The sequence below is a fragment of the Sphingobium sp. KKT206 genome (assembly GCF_055640555.1).
In genome coordinates this window covers 1,489,810-1,508,237 of the sequence record NZ_CM145764.1, presented here as the reverse complement: position 1 = coordinate 1,508,237, position 18,428 = coordinate 1,489,810, and the positions used below count along the sequence as shown (strand labels likewise).

The 18,428-nt window shown below is 62.8% G+C and carries 16 protein-coding genes and 1 tRNA gene; 10 read left to right on the top strand and 7 right to left on the bottom strand.

Features of this window, described 5'->3' with window-relative positions; genetic code table 11:
* Nucleotides 1-7: 7 nt before the first annotated feature.
* A complete protein-coding gene (rpoH, locus tag ACZ2HM_RS06985; RefSeq protein ID WP_037474994.1) occupies nt 8-922 on the bottom strand; it encodes an RNA polymerase sigma factor RpoH in 915 nt (304 codons plus the stop codon).
* Between the two features lie 77 nt (nt 923-999).
* A complete protein-coding gene (locus ACZ2HM_RS06980; RefSeq protein ID WP_069066360.1) occupies nt 1,000-1,956 on the bottom strand; it encodes an RluA family pseudouridine synthase in 957 nt (318 codons plus the stop codon).
* Nucleotides 1,957-1,973: 17 nt separating this feature from the next.
* Between ACZ2HM_RS06980 and ACZ2HM_RS06975 the strand changes: the two genes are divergently transcribed.
* Nucleotides 1,974-2,375 carry a M67 family metallopeptidase gene (locus ACZ2HM_RS06975; protein WP_037476534.1) on the top strand — a complete coding sequence of 134 codons (402 nt, stop codon included), beginning with the start codon at nt 1,974-1,976 and terminating at the stop codon, nt 2,373-2,375.
* A 98-nt stretch (nt 2,376-2,473) separates the two neighbouring features.
* Nucleotides 2,474-3,121, top strand: coding sequence for a histidine phosphotransferase family protein (locus tag ACZ2HM_RS06970; protein ID WP_037476535.1), 648 nt, complete (start codon nt 2,474-2,476; stop codon nt 3,119-3,121).
* A gap of 115 nt (nt 3,122-3,236) precedes the next feature.
* Here the strand turns inward: ACZ2HM_RS06970 and ACZ2HM_RS06965 are convergent.
* Nucleotides 3,237-3,313, bottom strand: a tRNA-Met gene (locus ACZ2HM_RS06965).
* Nucleotides 3,314-3,400: 87 nt separating this feature from the next.
* A complete protein-coding gene (locus tag ACZ2HM_RS06960) occupies nt 3,401-4,237 on the bottom strand; it encodes an alpha/beta hydrolase (RefSeq protein WP_470426594.1) in 837 nt (278 codons plus the stop codon).
* A gap of 148 nt (nt 4,238-4,385) precedes the next feature.
* Between ACZ2HM_RS06960 and ACZ2HM_RS06955 the strand changes: the two genes are divergently transcribed.
* The 7 genes from ACZ2HM_RS06955 to ACZ2HM_RS06925 all read left to right on the top strand — a co-directional run bounded on the left by ACZ2HM_RS06955 (nt 4,386) and on the right by ACZ2HM_RS06925 (nt 11,152).
* Nucleotides 4,386-5,795, top strand: a complete 1,410-nt coding sequence (locus ACZ2HM_RS06955) for a circularly permuted type 2 ATP-grasp protein (RefSeq protein ID WP_037476536.1) — start codon at nt 4,386-4,388, stop codon at nt 5,793-5,795.
* A gap of 139 nt (nt 5,796-5,934) precedes the next feature.
* Complete coding sequence (locus tag ACZ2HM_RS06950) at nt 5,935-6,867, top strand: alpha-E domain-containing protein (protein ID WP_069066362.1); 933 nt, start codon at nt 5,935-5,937, stop codon at nt 6,865-6,867.
* 21 nt (nt 6,868-6,888) lie between these two features.
* On the top strand, nt 6,889-7,761 hold the full coding sequence (locus tag ACZ2HM_RS06945; protein ID WP_470426593.1) for a transglutaminase family protein: 873 nt from the start codon (nt 6,889-6,891) through the stop codon (nt 7,759-7,761).
* Nucleotides 7,762-7,788: 27 nt separating this feature from the next.
* Nucleotides 7,789-8,526, top strand: coding sequence for a proteasome-type protease (locus ACZ2HM_RS06940; RefSeq protein ID WP_470426592.1), 738 nt, complete (start codon nt 7,789-7,791; stop codon nt 8,524-8,526).
* 37 nt (nt 8,527-8,563) lie between these two features.
* On the top strand, nt 8,564-9,418 hold the full coding sequence (locus ACZ2HM_RS06935) for a putative phage abortive infection protein (protein ID WP_470426591.1): 855 nt from the start codon (nt 8,564-8,566) through the stop codon (nt 9,416-9,418).
* A 112-nt stretch (nt 9,419-9,530) separates the two neighbouring features.
* The gene (locus ACZ2HM_RS06930) at nt 9,531-9,980 is read left to right on the top strand and encodes a YaiI/YqxD family protein (RefSeq protein WP_470426590.1); all 450 of its coding nucleotides are present in this window, start codon (nt 9,531-9,533) and stop codon (nt 9,978-9,980) included.
* On the top strand, nt 9,980-11,152 hold the full coding sequence (locus tag ACZ2HM_RS06925) for a BaiN/RdsA family NAD(P)/FAD-dependent oxidoreductase (protein ID WP_470426589.1): 1,173 nt from the start codon (nt 9,980-9,982) through the stop codon (nt 11,150-11,152). Before ACZ2HM_RS06930 ends, ACZ2HM_RS06925 begins: the two co-directional genes overlap by 1 nt.
* 18 nt (nt 11,153-11,170) lie before the next feature.
* Here the strand turns inward: ACZ2HM_RS06925 and ACZ2HM_RS06920 are convergent, their stop codons facing one another.
* The 3 genes from ACZ2HM_RS06920 to ACZ2HM_RS06910 all read right to left on the bottom strand — a co-directional run bounded on the left by ACZ2HM_RS06920 (nt 11,171) and on the right by ACZ2HM_RS06910 (nt 16,248).
* On the bottom strand, nt 11,171-13,039 hold the full coding sequence (locus tag ACZ2HM_RS06920) for an AMP-binding protein (protein WP_470426588.1): 1,869 nt from the start codon (nt 13,037-13,039) through the stop codon (nt 11,171-11,173).
* 146 nt (nt 13,040-13,185) lie between these two features.
* Nucleotides 13,186-14,856, bottom strand: coding sequence for an MFS transporter (locus ACZ2HM_RS06915; protein ID WP_037480366.1), 1,671 nt, complete (start codon nt 14,854-14,856; stop codon nt 13,186-13,188).
* Between the two features lie 12 nt (nt 14,857-14,868).
* The gene (locus ACZ2HM_RS06910) at nt 14,869-16,248 is read right to left on the bottom strand and encodes a DcaP family trimeric outer membrane transporter (RefSeq protein ID WP_470426587.1); all 1,380 of its coding nucleotides are present in this window, start codon (nt 16,246-16,248) and stop codon (nt 14,869-14,871) included.
* A 194-nt stretch (nt 16,249-16,442) separates the two neighbouring features.
* Here ACZ2HM_RS06910 and acs point away from each other — a divergent pair, with 194 nt between their 5' ends.
* Nucleotides 16,443-18,386 carry an acetate--CoA ligase gene (gene acs / locus ACZ2HM_RS06905; protein ID WP_470426586.1) on the top strand — a complete coding sequence of 648 codons (1,944 nt, stop codon included), beginning with the start codon at nt 16,443-16,445 and terminating at the stop codon, nt 18,384-18,386.
* The last annotated feature ends 42 nt before the right edge of the window (nt 18,387-18,428 follow it).

The window sequence follows — 18,428 nt, the reverse complement described above, 5'->3', positions numbered from 1 at the left end:
CGATCCGTCAGGCGGCAGCGAAGCGCGCCATCTGGCCCAGCCGGTCGCCTGCAATCCGCATCATCGCCTTTTGCAGCTTCTCGAACGCCCGCACCTCGATCTGGCGCACCCGCTCGCGGCTGACGCCATAGACCTGGCTCAGTTCTTCCAGCGTCTTGGGCTCTTCGGCCAGACGACGTTCGGCCAGGATATGCTTCTCGCGATCGTTGAGGTCGGTCATCGCCTCTTCGAGCATCTCATGACGCTGGGTCCGCTCCTGCTCGTCGGCGACACGCTCGTCCTGCAGCGGATCATGATCCTGCAACCAGTCCTGCCACTGGCCCTCGCCATCCTCGCGCATCGGCACGTTGAGCGATGTGTCGCCGCCCATCGCCATGCGACGGTTCATCGACACGACATCCTGTTCGGATACGCCCAGATCGGTTGCGATCTTGGTGACGTCCTCCGGCTTGAGATCGCCATCCTCGAACGCTTCGATATTGTTCTTCATCCGGCGCAGGTTGAAAAACAGCTTCTTCTGCGACGCGGTGGTGCCCATCTTCACGAGCGACCAGGACCGCAGGATGAACTCCTGGATCGAGGCGCGAATCCACCACATGGCGTAGGTCGCCAGACGGAAACCGCGCTCGGCCTCGAATTTCTTCACGCCCTGCATCAGGCCGATATTGCCTTCGGAAATCAGCTCGCTGACCGGCAGGCCATAGCCGCGATAGCCCATCGCGATCTTCGCCACGAGGCGCAGATGCGAAGTGACTAGCTGCGCCGCCGCTTCAGGATCCTGATGCTCCTCATAGCGTTTCGCCAGCATATATTCCTGCTCAGGGGTGAGCAGCGGAAATTTGCGAATCTCCGACAGATAGCGGTTGAGGCTGGCTTCACCGCCCAGCGCCGGAACCGCGGGGACATTGCTCTTGTTGGCCATGTCGCTTCACCTTTCCCTTTCATGCGCGGCTGGACCCAGAAGAGGCATCCAAATCGCCGTCGCAAACATGTCGAAACCTATACTCTAAGCTCGCTTAACAGTTCCTGCATGTCCATGGGCAATGCACTTTGGAACAGGAGCGGCGAGCCCGTCACCGGATGTATGAACCCCAGGGTTTTGGCGTGCAATGCCTGCCTTTTGAAACCCAGCGTTTCCAGTATTGATTTGAAACCTTTTCTATCCCTACTGTAAACCGGATCACCTATCAAGGGGTGTCCGATATGCGCCATATGCACGCGCACCTGATGCGTTCGGCCGGTTTCCAAGCGACATTCGACCATCGCCGCGCCTGTCAGCCGCTCCTCCATCCGATAATGGGTTACGGCATGTTTGCCGCGCCCTTCCCGATGAACCGCCATCTTCTTTCGATCAGCGTCGGATCGGCCGATCCAGGCATCGATCCTGGCAACGGGCGGGGCGGGGTGGCCATAGACGATCGCGGCATAGAGCCGGTCGATGCTGTGATCCTTGAACTGGACGGACAGTCCTTCATGCGCCCGGTCTGTCTTAGCAACGACCAACAGGCCCGATGTATCCTTGTCGATGCGATGAACGATGCCGGGACGGGCCACACCGCCGATGCCCGACAATTGTCCGGCGCAATGATGGAGCAAGGCGTTGACGAGCGTGCCATCGAGATTGCCCGCGGCGGGATGGACAACCAGCCCAGCGGGCTTGTCCACCACGATCAGGTCGGCATCTTCATGGACGATGGTGAGCGGGATATCCTGCGCCACCGCATCCAGCGCCACTGGGGCGGGGAGGGTGACGGCGAAACGCTGCCCGGCTGCGACCTTGGCCGAGGCGCTGAGTTTCACAGTCTGGTCCGTCGCGCGGACATGTCCCTCGCCGATCAGTGCCTTGATCCGTTCGCGCGAGAGGTCGGGCAAAAGGTCGGCGAGCGCACGGTCGAGCCGCTGGCCATGCTGGCCCGCGTCGATAATTGCTTCGATGATGGAAACCCCCGCGGCCATTGGCTAGGGATGTAGGCATGAGCGTGACTATTTCAAGCCTGTTACGGGACCGGATCGTTGCGGTGGCAGCGGCGGACGATGGGGAAATCTGTGGGCTTTTGCTGGGCCAGGCCGGGCGGATAGAGGCGATCGCCCCGGCGGCCAATGTCGCGGCCGATCCGGCGCGCCATTTCGAACTGGACCCGGCGGTGCTGATCGCCGCGCACCGGGCGGCGCGGTCGGGTGGGCCAAAAGTGATCGGCCATTATCACTCGCACCCGTCGGGCGTGGCTATACCCTCCGCCACGGACGCGGCCTGTGCGATGCCCGATGGAACGCTGTGGCTGATCGTGGCTGGCGAGGCGGTGCGCCTGTGGCGCGCGCAGCCAGGGCAGGGTGGGGCGGTGGCGTTCGTGGAGGCGCTGCTCGACATAAGGTGAGGGAAAGGCGGCGAGCCGGGGTTGCATCACGCGGCGGGGCAGCGCATTAGCCGTGAGAGCCTCCTTTCCTGACCACTATCCGGCGATCCAGACCCCGCATGACCAACCCGACCGACAGCATCGAATTTGCCAGCCTGCTCTGTTCGCGCCTGTGCCATGACCTGCTCAGTCCGGTCGGCGCGCTCAACAATGGCCTTGAGCTGATGGCGGACGAGACGGACCCGGAAATGCGCCAGCGCTGCCTGGAGCTGCTGGGCGACAGCGCGCGGACGTCGGCCAACAAGCTTAAATTCTTTCGTCTGGCGTTCGGCTCTGCGGGCGGGTTCGGCGATGTGGTGCCGCCCCATGAAGCGCGGGTCGCGATCGAGGGCATGTTCGTCACCACCGGCCGCGTGAAGGTCGGCTGGATGGTCGATGAACAGATGCTGGGCAAGCTGGCGGTCAAGGTGTTGCTCAACCTGGCGCTGATCGCGGGCGATGCGCTGGTGCGTGGCGGGCAACTCGACATCGGCGCGGAAGTGCGGCCGGGCGTGACCGAAATCGTGGTGCGTGGCGAAGGACCAAAGGTCGTGCTCGACCCCGATCTGCGCGCGGCGCTGGCAGGCACCTTGCCGATCGAGGGACTGGCATCGCGGACAGCGGCAGCCTGGATGGTGCGCGCGCTGGTGACTGGCGCGGGCGGCGAGATCGCCCTGTCGCCGCCGGGTGATCCCATGCTGCTCTTCGGCGCGTCGATACCGGGCTGAGGCGGGCGGCGCGCGGCACCTGCCGCGCGAACTGACGAGGCGCGGCGCCCATAAGCTATCATGCGCCGGGGCCGAGCAATCCCGTCTGCGTGGGAACATCTGACTATCTGAAAAATGGTAGCGGAGGAGGGACTTGAACCCCCGACACGCGGATTATGATTCCGCTGCTCTAACCAGCTGAGCTACTCCGCCCCTTGGGGCCTCGCAAGGCAACATGGCCCTGCGGTGAGGCGGCGCTATACGCAGCGGCGGCGGGTCGGTCAACGGGGCTTTTTGCGATTATTTGCGCCGCACGCCCCAACCCGCTGGCAGCGCCATCGGATAGCCCGCCATCGCGCCCGAATCGATCGCGCCGATCGCCGCGCTTACCATCGGCCCAAGTTGCGTCATGTCGGGATTATGGCCCGCGCCCGGCACCGTCAGCATGGCGGCAGGCGCACGCGCAGCAGCGAACAGCGCGTCGGCCTGCGCCATGTCGATCCGGTCGTCGGCGGTGCCCTGTATCATCACCAACGGCGCGCCGATCTTCGTCACCGCGTCCAGATTATTCCATTTGTCGGGCAGCAGCAGGCCGACCCCGCCGGGCGCCGATTCTTCCAGCTTGTCGAACGTCGAAAGGGTAACGACCCCCGCCACCCTCACCGTCGCCGCGACATGCAGGGCCACCGCGCCACCCAGCGAATGGCCGACCAGGAACAGCCGCGCATCCGCCCCGACCAGATTGCGCGCCGCCGCCACGAAGGCGCGCCCGTCCGCCATCAGCCCGGCCTGCGTCGGCGTGCCGGGATTGCCACCAAAGCCGCGATAGGACACCACGACCACATGGTCGCCCTTGCCCGCCAGATGTTCGGCGTAACGCGCGCCGATCCCCTGATGCGATCCGCGGCCATGGAAGAAGAGGATGACGTCACGGTCGGCCGGGTCGCCCGGCCAATAATAGCCAGTGAGCGCCAGCCCGTCCTCACTCCGCACCGGCAGGGCCACAGGCGTCGTCTGAGTCCATTGCGCGACCTGCACCGGCGCGGCGTCGGCGCGGTAAATCTGTTCGCGCACGTTGGAGGCGCAGGCGGTCAGCGCCAGCAGGGCGGCCAGCGGTCCGCCGATCATCCTGTTCATGCGCCGCATTCTGCCCAATCCGTGCCCCGGCGCAAGGAATATTGAAATCCGCGCAGCCCGTGTCATTTTTCTGTTGCAATCCCTTTTGGGCCACGTCCTAATGTTGCGACGCACAACCGGCCGTCCTGGCCGAGGGAGGAACGTCCACTTGCCCTTCCACGAAATGTTTGAGCCTGATGGTTCGATACGCGCCTGTTACGCCGAAGTGCAGAAATGGGTGGAACGAACGGGCATATCCGGGCTCAACCGTCGGCTGGATGAGGCAGAGGCGATCTTCCGTCGTATCGGCATCACCTTTGCCGTTTATGGCGAGGGTGGCGATCCGGAACGGCTGATCCCCTTCGACCTGCTGCCGCGCATCTTCACCGCGCAGGAATGGCGCGTGCTGGACAAGGGCATCCGCCAGCGCGCCCGCGCGCTCAATGCCTTCCTGCACGATGTCTATCATCGCGGCGAGATTGTGAAGGCTGGCATCATGCCGGCCGACATCATCTACAAGAACAGCGCCTATCTCGCTGAAATGGCGGACTTTTCCCCGCCCGGCAAAGTGTACAGCCATATCGTCGGCATCGACATCGTCCGCACGGGGCCGGGCAGTTTCGAAGTGTTGGAGGATAATTGCCGCACGCCGTCGGGCGTCTCCTACATGCTCGAAAACCGGGAGATCATGACGCGCATGTTCCCCGAACTGTTCGCCGCCGGGATCGTCGCGCCGGTCGATGACTATCCCGCCGAACTGCTCAAAAGCCTCAAGGAAGTCGCGCCGCCCGCCTGCAAGGGCGATCCGGTCGTGGTCGTCCTCACCCCCGGCTCGCTCAACAGCGCTTATTATGAGCATAGCTTCCTCGCCGACCTGATGGGCGTCGAACTGGTCGAGCCTGCCGACCTGTTCGTCGACAATGACCGGGTGTGGATGAAGACCACGCTGGGGCCAAAGGCGGTCGACGTCATCTATCGCCGCATCGACGATGAATATCTCGACCCGCTCGTCTTCCGCGCCGACAGCCTGCTCGGCGTTCCCGGCATCTTCAACGTCTATCGCAAGGGCGGGGTGACGCTCGCCTCGGCCCCCGGATCGGGCATCGCCGACGACAAGGCGGTCTATATCTACGTGCCGGAGATGATCCGCTTCTATCTCGGCGAAAAGCCGATCCTCGACAATATCCAGACCTGGCAATGCGGCAAGCCCGACGAATGCGCCTATGTGCTGGAACATCTGCACGAATTGGTGGCCAAGGAAGTCCATGGATCGGGCGGCTATGGCATGTTGATCGGTCCCAAATCGACCAAGGACGAGGTCGCCGCCTATGCCGACCGCATCCGCGCCAATCCCAAGGAATTCATCGCCCAGCCGACGCTTGACTTGTCGACCGTCCCGACGCTCGGCCCCGCCGCCGTCGTCGGCCGCCACGCCGATTTCCGTCCCTATTGCCTGGTCGGCAAACAACTGCGCCTCGTCCCCGGCGGCCTGACCCGCGTGGCCCTGACCGAAGGGTCGCTGGTGGTCAATTCCAGCCAGGGCGGCGGGGTCAAGGACACCTGGGTGTTGCAGGATTGATGATGGCCACCCCGTCCATTCACCCCACACGTCATCCCCGCGCAGGCGGGAATCCATCTCCGGGCCTCACCCCATGCGGAACGCTTGGGAGATGGGTTCCCGCCTTCGCGGGAATGACGGAAGAAGAGGGCATGACCAAATGCTGAGCCGGACCGCCGAAAATCTCTTCTGGATGGCGCGCTACATGGAGCGGGCGGAGGCCACCGCGCGCCTCCTCACCATGGGCCAGCGCATGGCGATTCTGCCCGGCGCGCACCATCGCGACGAATGGCGATCTGTGGTCCGCGCGGCGGGCTGCGGCCACCAGTTTCCCGAAGGATCGACCGTCACCGAAAGCGACGCCGTCGCCTATCTGATGCTGGACCTCGACAATAGCAGCTCGATCCGCTCCTGCCTGGCCAAGGCGCGCGCCAACGCCAAGTCGGCCCGCACCATGTTGACGCAGGATATGTGGGAAGCGCTCAACGATGGCTGGCGCAAGCTCGACAGCTATGATGTCGGCGAGGCCCGCCAGCAGCTCCCGACGCTGATCGACTGGGTCAAGACCCGCGTCATGACCTTCCGCGGCGCGACTCATTCGGGGCAGCTACGCAATGAAGGCCACGACTTCCTGCGCTGCGGCTCGGCGCTCGAGCGCGCGCAAATGACGCTGCGCCTGCTCGACGTCAAATATTATGTCCTGCTGCCCGAAACCGAAGTCATCGGCGGCAATCGCGACCATTATCAATGGACCTCGGTCCTCTACGCCCTGTCCGGCGCGCGCGCCTATCATCATGTCTATGGCGGCACCTATACCCCCTGGCAGATCACCGACTTCCTGATGCTCAACCGCATGTTCCCGCGCAGCGTCGCCTTCTGCTATGACCAGCTTGCCTATCGGCTCAACCGCCTGTCGGGCTGGCATGACCGGCGCGGCCCGTGCAACGACACGATCGAACAGATGGTCAGCGCGCTGGAACAGCTCGACAGCGGCGAAATCTTCCGCTTCGGCCTGCATGAAACGGTGCAGCAGGGGCTGGCGATGACCAACCAGTTGGGCGTCGAAATCGCCCAGACCTATCATTTCGGCTGATCGGGGGAGGGGGCGCTCGCGATGAAATTGCTGGTTCGGCATCAGACCGTCTATTCCTACGATCCTTCGGCGGGCCGGGTGGTCATGCGGCTGAAACTGATGCCGGTCGACACGCCCGCGCAGACGGTGCTGGACTGGAAGGTCAGCGTCAATGACGCGCCGGTCACCGGCTTCCACCGCAACAGCAATGGTGAGATGGAAGCGCTCTGGGTCCGGCACGATCAGCTCGGCCAGGCGGTGATCGTCGCCGAAGGCCTGGTTGAAACACGCGAAACCCATGGCGTCGTCGGCGGCCCGATCAGCCGGGTGAACCCGCTCTATTTCCTGCGCGACACGCCGCTCACCCGCGCGTCGGACGCCATCGCCGCCATGGCCCTGGCGCTGCCCGACGGCAACGGACCGCTCGCCCGGCTGCACGCGCTGGCCGCCGCCGTCACCGACGCGGTCACCTATCGCGCTGGCGTCACCACATCGGCCACCACGGCTGCGCAGGCCTTTCAGCTGGGCGCAGGCGTATGCCAGGATCATGCCCAGATCTTCATCGCGGGCGCGCGCGTCCTTGGCATCCCCGCCCGCTATGTGTCGGGCTATCTGCTGACCAGCGAAGGCAATGAACTGCACGAAACCCATGGCTGGGCCGAAGCGCTGGTGCCGGGCCTTGGCTGGGTCGGTTTTGACCCCTCCAACCGCGTCTGCGTCACCGAACGCTATCTGCGCGTCGCGAGCGGCCTGGATGCCGATGATGCCGCGCCGATCCGGGGCACCATCATGGTGGCTGGCGATATCCTGATTGACGCGGACGTCCGTATCGCGCAGGCGGATGACGGGATCGAGGAACGGCAGTTGCAACGGCAACAACAGCAAAATAGTCCGCCGCCCGGTCTACAGGGTTGAGTCAGATATTTCGGGAGCCTGCGGGGAATGACCTATTGTGTGGCGGTGCGCGTGGACCAGGGGCTGGTCATGCTGTCCGATACCCGCACCAATGCGGGCATGGACAATATCGCCCGCTTTCGTAAGAGCTTCACCTATGTCGTGCCCGGCGAACGCGCGATCACCTTGCTCTGTTCGGGCAATTTGTCGATCACGCAAGGGGTGAAGGCGACGCTCAGCAAGGCGATCAAGGACGCCAAGCTCGACCCCGAAATCGAAACCATCCTCAATTGCAGCACCATGTATCGTGTGGCCCAGATCGTCGGCGACGCCATGCGCGCGATGCAGACCCGCTATCGCGAAAGCATCGAAATGGGCGGATCGGGCGCCAGCGCCTCGATCATGATCGCGGGCCAGCGCAAGGGCGGCAAGCCGCGCCTCTATCTCGTCTACTCCGCCGGCAATTTCATCGAAGCGACCGAAGACACGCCCTTCTTCCAGATCGGCGAGCATAAATATGGCAAGCCGATCCTCGACCGCATCATCGCCCGCGAAACCAGCCTGGAGGATGCGACCAAGGCGGTGCTGGTCTCGATGGACTCGACCCTGCGCTCCAACCTCTCGGTCGGCATGCCACTCGACCTCGCCGTCATCCCCACCGACGCCTACGACTTCCGCGTCCGCACCCGCATCGAAGCCGACAATGAAGAATTCGCCATGATCTCCCAAAGCTGGAGCGCTGCGCTGCGCAAAGGGTTCGAGGATCTGCCCAACGTCCTGGATTGATGTAAATATCGTTAATTTTTTTGGGAGCTAACGTTGTGTGGACTATCATTACCTTAATTGTAATGATTGTTATATTGGCATCTTGGCTGCTCAACGCTCGTTATCCGATAGAATTTTCAGCATTTTTTCAAATAATGATATAGCCGATTTGATTGCTGCGAGTAACTGGGGTCAGTCATTTGGAGGATTGGGTACTTTAATTTCTGCGATCGGTGCTGCAGCTATAATAGTTACATTAGTAATTCAAGGAAATCAGTTTCACAGACAGCAATTTGAATCAAATTTCTTTGAACTATTAAAACTTCTTCGCGATATAAGAGGCGATCTCAAGTTTACATACTCAAAAGAGTTTGTTGCCCAACGCTATAAAATTGGGAGAATACCAAACAATGTGATGGAAACCTATCACGGTCCCGATGCCGTAGAACGGGCATTGTCCGAGTTAAATTTCTGGATGAGTTTGGAAGAACAAGATTTTGCGGATAAACAAAAAATTGGAGAGATATATAGGAAGGGAGTTCTAAAGCAAAATGAGTCAACCTTTTCTCCATATTTTCGTATAATATATACTATATTAAATATGATAAAAAACGCTAAAAATTTGAACAAAAGAGAAAAATTTAGATATTCAAATATATTGAGAAGTCAGCTAACTGGTAGAGAGTCATATATACTTTCTTTCAATGCATTGTGTCCGATATCGAAAGACATGTTTGACCTTATTGTTCATTTTCGAATGCTGAAATACATGGCCCCTAGTGAAGTAAGGCGTCGCATGGAATCCATATATCCGCGAGAAACGTTTGAAGGTCGGTCAGATGGGAATTTCTTTATTAAATGTATAATAGCATTGCTTAGGCATTTAGCTTATTGGTTTGAAACTAAATTTTAACCCGATATTTTTATATTATATTTTTAGTGAATGTTATCGTTAAGAGTGTAACGGCGAATTTTATACAGAAAACACTTTAGCAGAGACTGAGTATTGGCTTATCGCGCCTTCCATGAAGATTTTGGTCGATGCCGATGCCTGCCCCGTCAAGGATGAGATCTACAAGGTCGCCTTTCGCCATGCCGTGCCGGTGACGATCGTCAGCAACAGCCCGATCCGCATCCCCCCGCATGACCTGCTCGACCGGGTGGTGGTCAGCGACGGCTTCGATGCGGCGGACGACTGGATCGCGGAGAGGGCGGACGCGGGGACCGTCTGCATCACCGCCGACATCCTGCTTGCCGATCGCTGCCTGAAGGCCGGGGCGGTGGTGATCTCGTCCAACGGCAAACCCTTCACCAATAGCTCCATCGGCGCGGCGATCGCGACCCGCGCGATCATGGCGGACTTGCGCGCGGGCGGCGATCAGATTGGCGGGCCACCCCCGTTCGGCAAGGCCGACCGATCGCGCTTCCTCTCCGCGCTGGACGAGGCGCTGGTGCGCCTCAAGCGAGTCCGATAATGGCGGATTGGGACGCGATCATCCTGGGCGCGGGCGCGGCGGGGATGATGTGCGCGGCGACAGCGGGCCAGCGGGGCAAGCGCGTGCTGCTGGTCGATCATGCCGATCAAGTGGGCAAGAAAATCCTCATTTCCGGCGGTGGCCGCTGTAATTTCACCAACATCCACACCGCCGCCGATCGCTATCTGTCCGCCAACCCCCATTTCGCCAAATCGGCGCTGGGGCGGTATAGCGCGCAGGATTTCATCGCCCTCGTCGACCGCTATAGCATCGCCTGGCATGAAAAGACGCTGGGGCAATTATTCTGCGACGGCTCGGCCAAGCAGATCGTCGCGATGCTGGAAGAGGAATGCGCTATCGGCGGCGTGACCATGGCGCTGGCGCAGCCCGTGAGCGACGTCACCCATGGCGACGGCTTCTATCGGGTCAAGCTGGGCGCAGTCGAACATCGCGCGCCCGCCTTGGTGCTGGCGACCGGCGGGCCATCCATCCCCAAAATGGGCGCGACCGGCTTTGCCTATGATGTCGCGCGACAGTTCGGCCTCGCCATCATCCAGCCGCGCCCCGCGCTCGTCCCCTTCACGCTGGGCGAAGAAGACGCGCTGTTCCAGGCATTGTCGGGCGTGTCCGCTCCGGTTGAGGTACGCTGGAACAAGACCCGCTTTCGCGAAGCGGCGCTCTTCACCCATCGCGGATTGTCAGGCCCTGCCATGCTACAGATCAGCAGCTATTGGCAGCACCGCACCCCGATCCAGGTCGATTTCCTGCCAGACATCGATGCCGACTGGCTCATCCAAACGAAACGGGACCGCCCCCGCGCTTCCTTACGCAAGGTGGTCGCGCAGGCGCTGACCGAGAGGCTCGCCGACGCGCTGCTTGAGCGGGTCGGACTTGAGGGCGAAATGGGCAACCTCTCCGACAAGGCGCTGCGCCAGCTTGGTGCCCGCCTCCACGATTGGCCCTTCGCCCCGACCGGAACAGAGGGCTATGCCAAGGCCGAAGTCACCGTCGGCGGCATCGCCACCGCTGGCCTGTCGTCGCGCACGATGGAGGCCAGCAAGATGCCCGGCCTCTATGCCATCGGCGAAGCGGTGGACGTCACCGGCTGGCTCGGCGGCTATAATTTCCAATGGGCCTGGGCCAGCGGCTGGGCGGCGGGTCAGTCAGTCTGACCGCCGCCACTGCCGCCCTCACTCCACCTTCGCGAATATCGCCATGATCGCCTCCAGCGCCGCCGGGCTTTCGATGGTCGCGGGCATGGCGATCCGCTCCCCCGCCGCGACCTGACGCAGTGCCGCGCGCAATATCTTGCCCGACCGCGTCTTGGGCAGGGCACCGACGACATGCACATCCTTCAGAGCCGCCACCGGCCCCAGTTCGTCGCGCACCGCCTTGATGATCTCGGCCCCCAGCGCCGACGCGTCCCACTCGCCTGTCCGCGCGACGACGAAGGCCATCGGCACCATGCCTTTCAACGCATCGTCCACGCCGATCACCGCGCATTCGGACACCAGCGGATGACAGGCGACGATCTGCTCCATCTGCCCGGTGGACAGGCGGTGGCCCGCGACATTGATGATGTCGTCGGTGCGCCCCATGATGTTGACGAAGCCGTCGGCATCGACATGGCCCGCATCGCCCGTCTCATAATGGCCGGGGAAACCGGCAAAGGCCTTGGCAAAACCCGCTTCATTGTTCCACAGCCCGGCATAGCAGCCCGGCGGCAGCGGCAGCGTCATCACCACATTGCCCGTTTCGCCGGGCGCAACGTCCACGCCGCCATCGTCCACCACGCGAAAGCCATAGCCTGGCACCGGGAAGCCCGCGCTCCCCGCCTTGCGCCGCGTATCGCCCAGGCCAAAGCAGGTCGCGAGCGCAGGCCAGCCCAGTTCCGTCTGCCACCAATGGTCTATCACCGGCAGGTTGAGCTGCGCTTCGGCCCAATGGATCGTGTCCGGGTCCGCCCGCTCGCCCGCCAGGAACAGCGCACGCAAATTGCCCGTGCCGATCTGGCGGATATAGTCGCCCTCCGGGTCTTCCTTGCGCACCGCGCGGATTGCGGTGGGCGCGGTGAAGAAGATGCGGACATCGTTGCGGACAATGGTCCGCCAGAAAGTGCCTGCGTCCGGCGTGCCCACTGGCTTGCCTTCGAACAACAATGTCGTCGCGCCTGCCAGCAACGGCCCATAGGCGATATAGCTATGCCCCACGACCCAGCCGACATCGGACGCCGCCCAGAACACCTCGCCCGGACGAATGCCATAGATATGCGCCATGCTCCAGGCGATCGCCACCGCATGACCGCCATTCTGCCGCACCACCCCCTTGGGCGTGCCGGTCGTGCCCGAAGTATAGAGAATATAGAGCGGATGGGTCGCTTCTACTGCCAAGCACTCGACCGGCTGCGCCTGTGCCAGCGTATCGGCCCAGTCGAGGTCGCGCCCCTCCTGCATCGGCGCGATCGCCTGGGGCCGTTGCAACAGGATGACGCGCTCGATCCGGTGGGTCGCCATTTGCAGCGCCTTGTCCACCAGGGGCTTGTACGGGATGACCTTGCTGCCTTCGATCCCGCAGGATGCCGTCATCAGCAAAGCGGGCGTCGCATCGTCGATCCGCTTGGCGAGTTCGGGCGCGGCGAACCCGCCGAACACCACCGAATGGATCGCGCCGATCCGCGCGCAGGCCAGCATCGCGATCACCGCCTGGGGCACCATCGGCATATAGAGGATGACCCGGTCGCCCTTGCCGACACCCTGGGCCGCGATCATCCCTGCCGTGCGCGCCACCTCGTCCTGCAACTGGGCGAAGCTGAAGGTCAGGCGCGTGTCGGTCACGGGGCTTTCGTAGATCAGCGCCAGATCGTCGCCGCGCCCCGCCGCGACGTGGCGGTCGACGGCATTATGGCATGTGTTCATCAGGCCGCCCGCAAACCAGCCTTCGCCCTCGGTCCAGGCGCGCACAGGCGGCACTTGCCACTCGATCGCCTGCGCCGCGTCCAGCCAATAGCGTTCGCGATCGTTCTGACTGCGCATCTGTGCGTCCAGATAGGCCTGGGCCATGATTTTCTCTCCCATGTTGGAAATAATCCTGCCGCAAATCTGTAGGAAAGGCCATTCGACGTTAGTCGGGCGCGGCCTGGGCGACATAAAATAAGGGCGGCCTCCTATTGGTGGCCGCCCCTGATTCCATTATACGGGTCGCTGTACTAGTCGTCGATATTGCGCTTGAACGTCTCCGGCAGGAACAGCAGGCCGATGACCACGGTGGCGGCTGCAACGACCACCGGATACCATAGGCCGTAATAGATGTTCCCGGTCGCCGCGACCATCGCGAAGGCCGTCGTTGGCAGGAAGCCGCCGAACCAGCCATTGCCGATATGATAGGGCAGCGACATCGACGTGTAGCGGATGCGGCTGGGGAAGAGTTCCACCAGCATCGCGGCGATCGGCCCGTAGACCATCGTCACCAGCATCGCGAGCGCCCACAGGATCGCCACGACCGCGACCTTGTTGATCTTCGCGGTGTCCGCCTTGGCCGGATAGCCCGCATCGACCAGCCCTGCCTGCAACTGCGCCTGATAGGCCGCGATCGCCGCTTTCTTGTCCGGTCCCGCCAACGTGGCGGCATCGGGCGCGGTCAGGCTGACGCTGCCGATCCTGACCACCGCAGGCGTGCCTGCAGCGGCTTCGACATTGTCATAGCTGACCCCGGTCTTGGCCATATAGGTCTTGGCGACGTCGCAGCTCGACGTGTCGAACTTGTTCTTGCCGACCGGATCGAACTGGAACGAACATTCGGGCTTATAGGCGACGATCGTCACCGGAGCCGACGCCTGCGCCGCCGCCAGCGCGGGGTTAGCCGCATTGGTCAACGCCCCGAACAGCGGGAAGTAGGTCATCGCCGCAAGCGCACAACCGCCAAGAATGATCGGCTTGCGGCCGATCTTGTCGGACAGCCAGCCGAAGAAGACGAAGAAGGGGGTAGCCAGTGCGAGCGCGATGGCGATCAGGATATTGGCCGTCGCGCCATCCACCCGCAGCGTCTTTTCCAGGAAGAACAGCGCATAGAATTGCCCGGCATACCAGACCACTGCCTGACCCATGACCGCACCCAACAGCGCGATGATGACCCAGCGCAGATTGCCCCATTTGCCGAACGCTTCGGTCAGCGGAGCCTTCGACGTGGTGCCTTCGTCCTTCATCTTCTGGAAGACGGGGCTTTCGTTGAGCTGCAGGCGGATCCACATCGACACGCCGAGCAGGAAGATCGAGATCAGGAAGGGCAGGCGCCAGCCCCAGGCGGCAAAGGCTTCCTCGCCCAGCGCGAAGCGGAAACCGATGACCACCAGCAGCGCCGCAAAAAGCCCGAAGGTCGCCGTGGTTTGGATCCAGCTGGTATAGAGGCCGCGTTTCCCCTCCGGCGCATGTTCGGCGACATAGGTTGCCGCCCCGCCATATTCGCCACCCAGCGCCAGGCCTTGGGCCAGACGCAGGACCAGCAGGATGACCGGCGCTGCCACGCCGATGCTGGCATAGTTGGGCAGGATGCCGACCGCGAAGGTCGACAGGCCCATGATGCCCATGGTGACCAGAAACGTATTCTTGCGCCCGACCATGTCGCCGATCCGCCCGAACACGATCGCGCCGAACGGCCGCACCGCAAAACCGGCGGCAAAGGCGGCGAGGGCAAAGATGAACCCCGTCGTCTCATTCACGCCGGAGAAGAATTGCGCCGAAATATAGGTCGCCAGCAGGCCGTATAGATAGAAGTCATACCATTCGAACACTGTGCCCAGCGATGACGCGGCGATGACGAGCTTCTCATTCTGCCCCGTCACGCTGCGCTTTGGCTGGCCGTCGTCATATGTTGTCGCCATCTGCCCTCTCCCTTAAAAAGTATATTTCGCGGCCATCTCGACACGGTCCATCTGACCCTTCAGGCCACTGACGACTTCCCGCTGAGCATGACGATATTCGATCCCGAAATCCAGATTCTTGACCGGCGACCAGAACAGGTTGCCGGCCAGGCTATAGGCCGCCTTGTTGGCCAGATCCGGCAGCAGGATGCCGCCGGGATAGTCGGCATGTTGATAGCCGACCATGAAGGTCGAGCGGATCGTCGGGGTCCAGCCGAGCTTGAGCGCCGCAAAGCCAGCGACATTGTCGACCACATGCAACTGGTTGCCGATCGCGCTGTCATAGATAGCGTCGGGCGCGTAGCCCACGGTGAAGTAGCGGCCCATGCCATGGCCATAGGTGGCCAGAAAGCGCAGGTCGTGGCGCCCTTCCGGCCCGAACGGAATCTTGCCGCCGGTCGTGATGCCCCAGCCCATCGCCGTATCGCCGACGCCATTGTTGCGCACCGACAATTGCCGCACCAGCCCGGCCACGTGCAGTTCGCCGATCGCGCCCTTATAAGCGAGCTTGGCGACGAGATCGGGGATGCGATCCTGGTCATTGTCCACCAGGGCAGGGGCGGTCGTCGTCTCCGTCTCGGTCTGCGGATTTTCCGCCGCCAGATAGAGGTCAAGCCCACCGCCCAGCGGCTGCTTATACTGGACCATCATCTGCCGAACGAAGATCGCGCCGTCCATCGGCCCCACGAAATCCGTGGTTTCGGGCAGATGGCCGGGATTTTGGAAGGTCGTCCATTCCTGCCCAATCAACCAGTTGCCATAGCTGATGAAGCCGCGGCGAAAGGTCGGCGTATAGGGGTTGGTCGCCCGCTGCGCGCCCAGCGGCGCGGCCGCCAGTGCGAAGTCGAACTCGACCACGCTCTTGATCTCCTTGCCACCCAGCGGCGTGGAGGTGCTGAACGACAGCCGCGTCTGGCGCGCATGGCCGATGATGTCGCGGCTGCTTTGGCCGCCCACCGGAATCTGCTGCGGCAGGTAGAATTCCTTGCCCAGCGATCCGCCCGGCACCGCGCCATCGTCATAGCGCGTCGCGCTGCCCACGACCTTCACGAAGCCGCCCAGCTTGAAGGTGGTGGCCCCGACCTTGAAGCCGTCCGACGCTGGCTTGGCTTCCAGTGCCGCGACGCGGCTGTCGGCCTTCTGCGCGATCTGCGTCGATGTCTGTTGCTCGGATCGCGCCTGCGTCAATTCGCTGCGCAGCGCCGATACCGCAGCTTCCAGCTGGTTGAGCCGCGCTTCCAGCTCCGCCTCGCGCGCCGTCTGCGCCATGGCACCAGGGGCGTTGACGATAGCCACCGCCATCGCGCCCATCGCAATCCCGCGCCTTAGATTTATGAATGCTCTATTCGTCATCATTCATCCTCTCCCCGCCGGTCGCCCCTTTCTGCGAAGGGGTGTGGCGATCCGGCCATGCTTGCATCATGCGGGTCGGGGCAGGGGAAGGATAAGGCGGACCATGGTCGCAAGTCCCTCCAACTTTGGTCGAGGATGGCGGGCGGGCCTGGCTTCGTTACGCTAGTGCGAAAGAGTTTGGAGAGGCCAAAACCATGAGCGAATCCCTCTATCCCGTTCCCGCGTCCCTCGCCGCCGATGCGCGGGTCACTGCCGCGGACGCCGCCCGGATGCATGCGCAGGCGCTGGCCGATCCCGACGCCTTCTGGCGCGATCAGGCGCAGCGCCTTGACTGGATCACCCCCTTCACCGAGGTCGATGAAAGCAGCTTCAATGAGGCTGATTTCGGCATAAGCTGGTTCGCCGACGGTCAACTCAACGTCTCGGCCAACTGCATCGACCGGCATCTGGCCGAACGGGGCGACCAGCCCGCGATCATCTGGGAAGGCGATAATCCGGGCGAAAGCCGGGTCATCACCTATGCACAACTCCACGAGGAAGTCTGCCGCTTCGCCAATGTGTTAAAAGAACAGGGGGTCCGCCGCGGCGACCGGGTGACGCTCTATCTGCCGATGATCCCCGAAGCCGCCTTCGCCATGCTGGCCTGCACCCGCATCGGCGCGGTCCATTCGATCGTCTTCGGCGGCTTCTCGCCCGACAGCCTCGCCAGCCGCATCCGCGACTGCGACTCCCGCCTGGTCATCACCGCCGACGAAGGGCTGCGCGGCGGCAAGGCCGTGCCCTTGAAGGCCAATGTCGATGCGGCGCTTGCCCATTGTACCTCGGTCGAAACCGTCCTCGTCGTCCAGCGCACCGGCGCGGACGTGCCGATGGTGGAGGGTCGTGACCTCTTCTACGGTCCCGCCCGCGATGCCGCTGCGCCGGATTGCCCGGCCGAAGCGATGGGCGCAGAAGACCCGCTGTTCATCCTCTACACCTCCGGTTCGACCGGCACGCCCAAGGGCGTCCTCCACAGCACGGGCGGCTACCTCCTCTGGGCGGCGATGACCCATGCGCAGGTGTTCGATTACCGCCCCGGCGAAGTCTATTGGTGTACCGCCGACATCGGTTGGGTCACTGGCCACAGCTATGTCGTCTATGGCCCGCTCGCCAACGGCGCGACCACGCTGATGTTCGAAGGCGTGCCCAACTATCCCGACCATAGCCGCTTCTGGCAGGTCTGCGACAAATGGAACGTCGCGATCTTCTACACCGCCCCCACGGCGCTGCGCGCCTTGATGCGCGAGGGCGACGCCTTCGTGCAGGCGACCAGCCGCGCCTCGCTGCGCATCCTGGGCAGCGTGGGCGAACCGATCAACCCGGAAGCCTGGCAATGGTATCACCGCGTCGTCGGCGAAGGCCGCTGCCCGATCGTCGATACATGGTGGCAGACCGAGACAGGCGGCATCCTCATCGCCCCGCTACCCGGCGCGACCGACTTGAAGCCGGGCTCGGCGACCAAACCGCTATTCGGCGTCCACCCCCTGCTGGTCGATGCCGATGGCAAGGAACTGGACGGCGCGACCGAGGGCAACCTCTGCATCGCCAAAAGCTGGCCCGGCCAGATGCGCACCGTCTATGGCGATCATGAGCGCTTCTTCCAGACCTATTTCACCACCTATCCTGGCCGGTACTTCACCGGCGACGGCGCCCGTCGCGATGCCGATGGCTATTATTGGATCACCGGCCGGGTCGATGACGTCATCAATGTATCCGGCCACCGCATGGGCACCGCCGAAGTCGAAAGCGCTTTGGTCGCTCATGCCAAGGTCGCCGAAGCAGCGGTCGTGGGCATGCCGCACCCGATCAAGGGGCAGGGCATCTACGCCTATGTGACGCTCAACGCGCATGAGGAACCATCCGAAGAGTTGCGCAAGCAACTCGTCGCCTGGGTCCGTACCGAAATCGGCCCGATCGCCACGCCCGACATCATCCAGTTCGCCCCCGGCCTGCCCAAGACCCGATCGGGCAAGATCATGCGCCGCATCCTGCGCAAGATCGCTGAGGGCGAAACCGATGCGTTGGGCGACATTTCGACGCTCGCCGACCCGTCGGTGGTCGAAGCGCTGATCGCCGACAGCCAGATGGCAGCGGCCTGAGCCGCTTGCCCGGCTAGGGGACAACCCCTATTTGCATCGCTG

What these genes read in the sequence shown, in the direction of transcription:
- acs (WP_470426586.1), top strand. Translation starts at nt 16,443, where the DNA reads ATGAGCGAATCCCTCTATCCCGTTCCCGCGTCCCTCGCCGCCGATGCG.
- ACZ2HM_RS06980 (WP_069066360.1), bottom strand. Translation starts at nt 1,956, where the DNA reads ATGGCCGCGGGGGTTTCCATCATCGAAGCAATTATCGACGCGGGCCAG.
- ACZ2HM_RS06950 (WP_069066362.1), top strand. Translation starts at nt 5,935, where the DNA reads ATGCTGAGCCGGACCGCCGAAAATCTCTTCTGGATGGCGCGCTACATG.
- ACZ2HM_RS06910 (WP_470426587.1), bottom strand. Translation starts at nt 16,248, where the DNA reads ATGACGAATAGAGCATTCATAAATCTAAGGCGCGGGATTGCGATGGGC.
- ACZ2HM_RS06930 (WP_470426590.1), top strand. Translation starts at nt 9,531, where the DNA reads ATGAAGATTTTGGTCGATGCCGATGCCTGCCCCGTCAAGGATGAGATC.
- ACZ2HM_RS06920 (WP_470426588.1), bottom strand. Translation starts at nt 13,039, where the DNA reads ATGGCCCAGGCCTATCTGGACGCACAGATGCGCAGTCAGAACGATCGC.
- ACZ2HM_RS06975 (WP_037476534.1), top strand. Translation starts at nt 1,974, where the DNA reads ATGAGCGTGACTATTTCAAGCCTGTTACGGGACCGGATCGTTGCGGTG.
- ACZ2HM_RS06970 (WP_037476535.1), top strand. Translation starts at nt 2,474, where the DNA reads ATGACCAACCCGACCGACAGCATCGAATTTGCCAGCCTGCTCTGTTCG.
- ACZ2HM_RS06940 (WP_470426592.1), top strand. Translation starts at nt 7,789, where the DNA reads ATGACCTATTGTGTGGCGGTGCGCGTGGACCAGGGGCTGGTCATGCTG.
- ACZ2HM_RS06915 (WP_037480366.1), bottom strand. Translation starts at nt 14,856, where the DNA reads ATGGCGACAACATATGACGACGGCCAGCCAAAGCGCAGCGTGACGGGG.
- ACZ2HM_RS06960 (WP_470426594.1), bottom strand. Translation starts at nt 4,237, where the DNA reads ATGAACAGGATGATCGGCGGACCGCTGGCCGCCCTGCTGGCGCTGACC.
- rpoH (WP_037474994.1), bottom strand. Translation starts at nt 922, where the DNA reads ATGGCCAACAAGAGCAATGTCCCCGCGGTTCCGGCGCTGGGCGGTGAA.
- ACZ2HM_RS06925 (WP_470426589.1), top strand. Translation starts at nt 9,980, where the DNA reads ATGGCGGATTGGGACGCGATCATCCTGGGCGCGGGCGCGGCGGGGATG.
- ACZ2HM_RS06945 (WP_470426593.1), top strand. Translation starts at nt 6,889, where the DNA reads ATGAAATTGCTGGTTCGGCATCAGACCGTCTATTCCTACGATCCTTCG.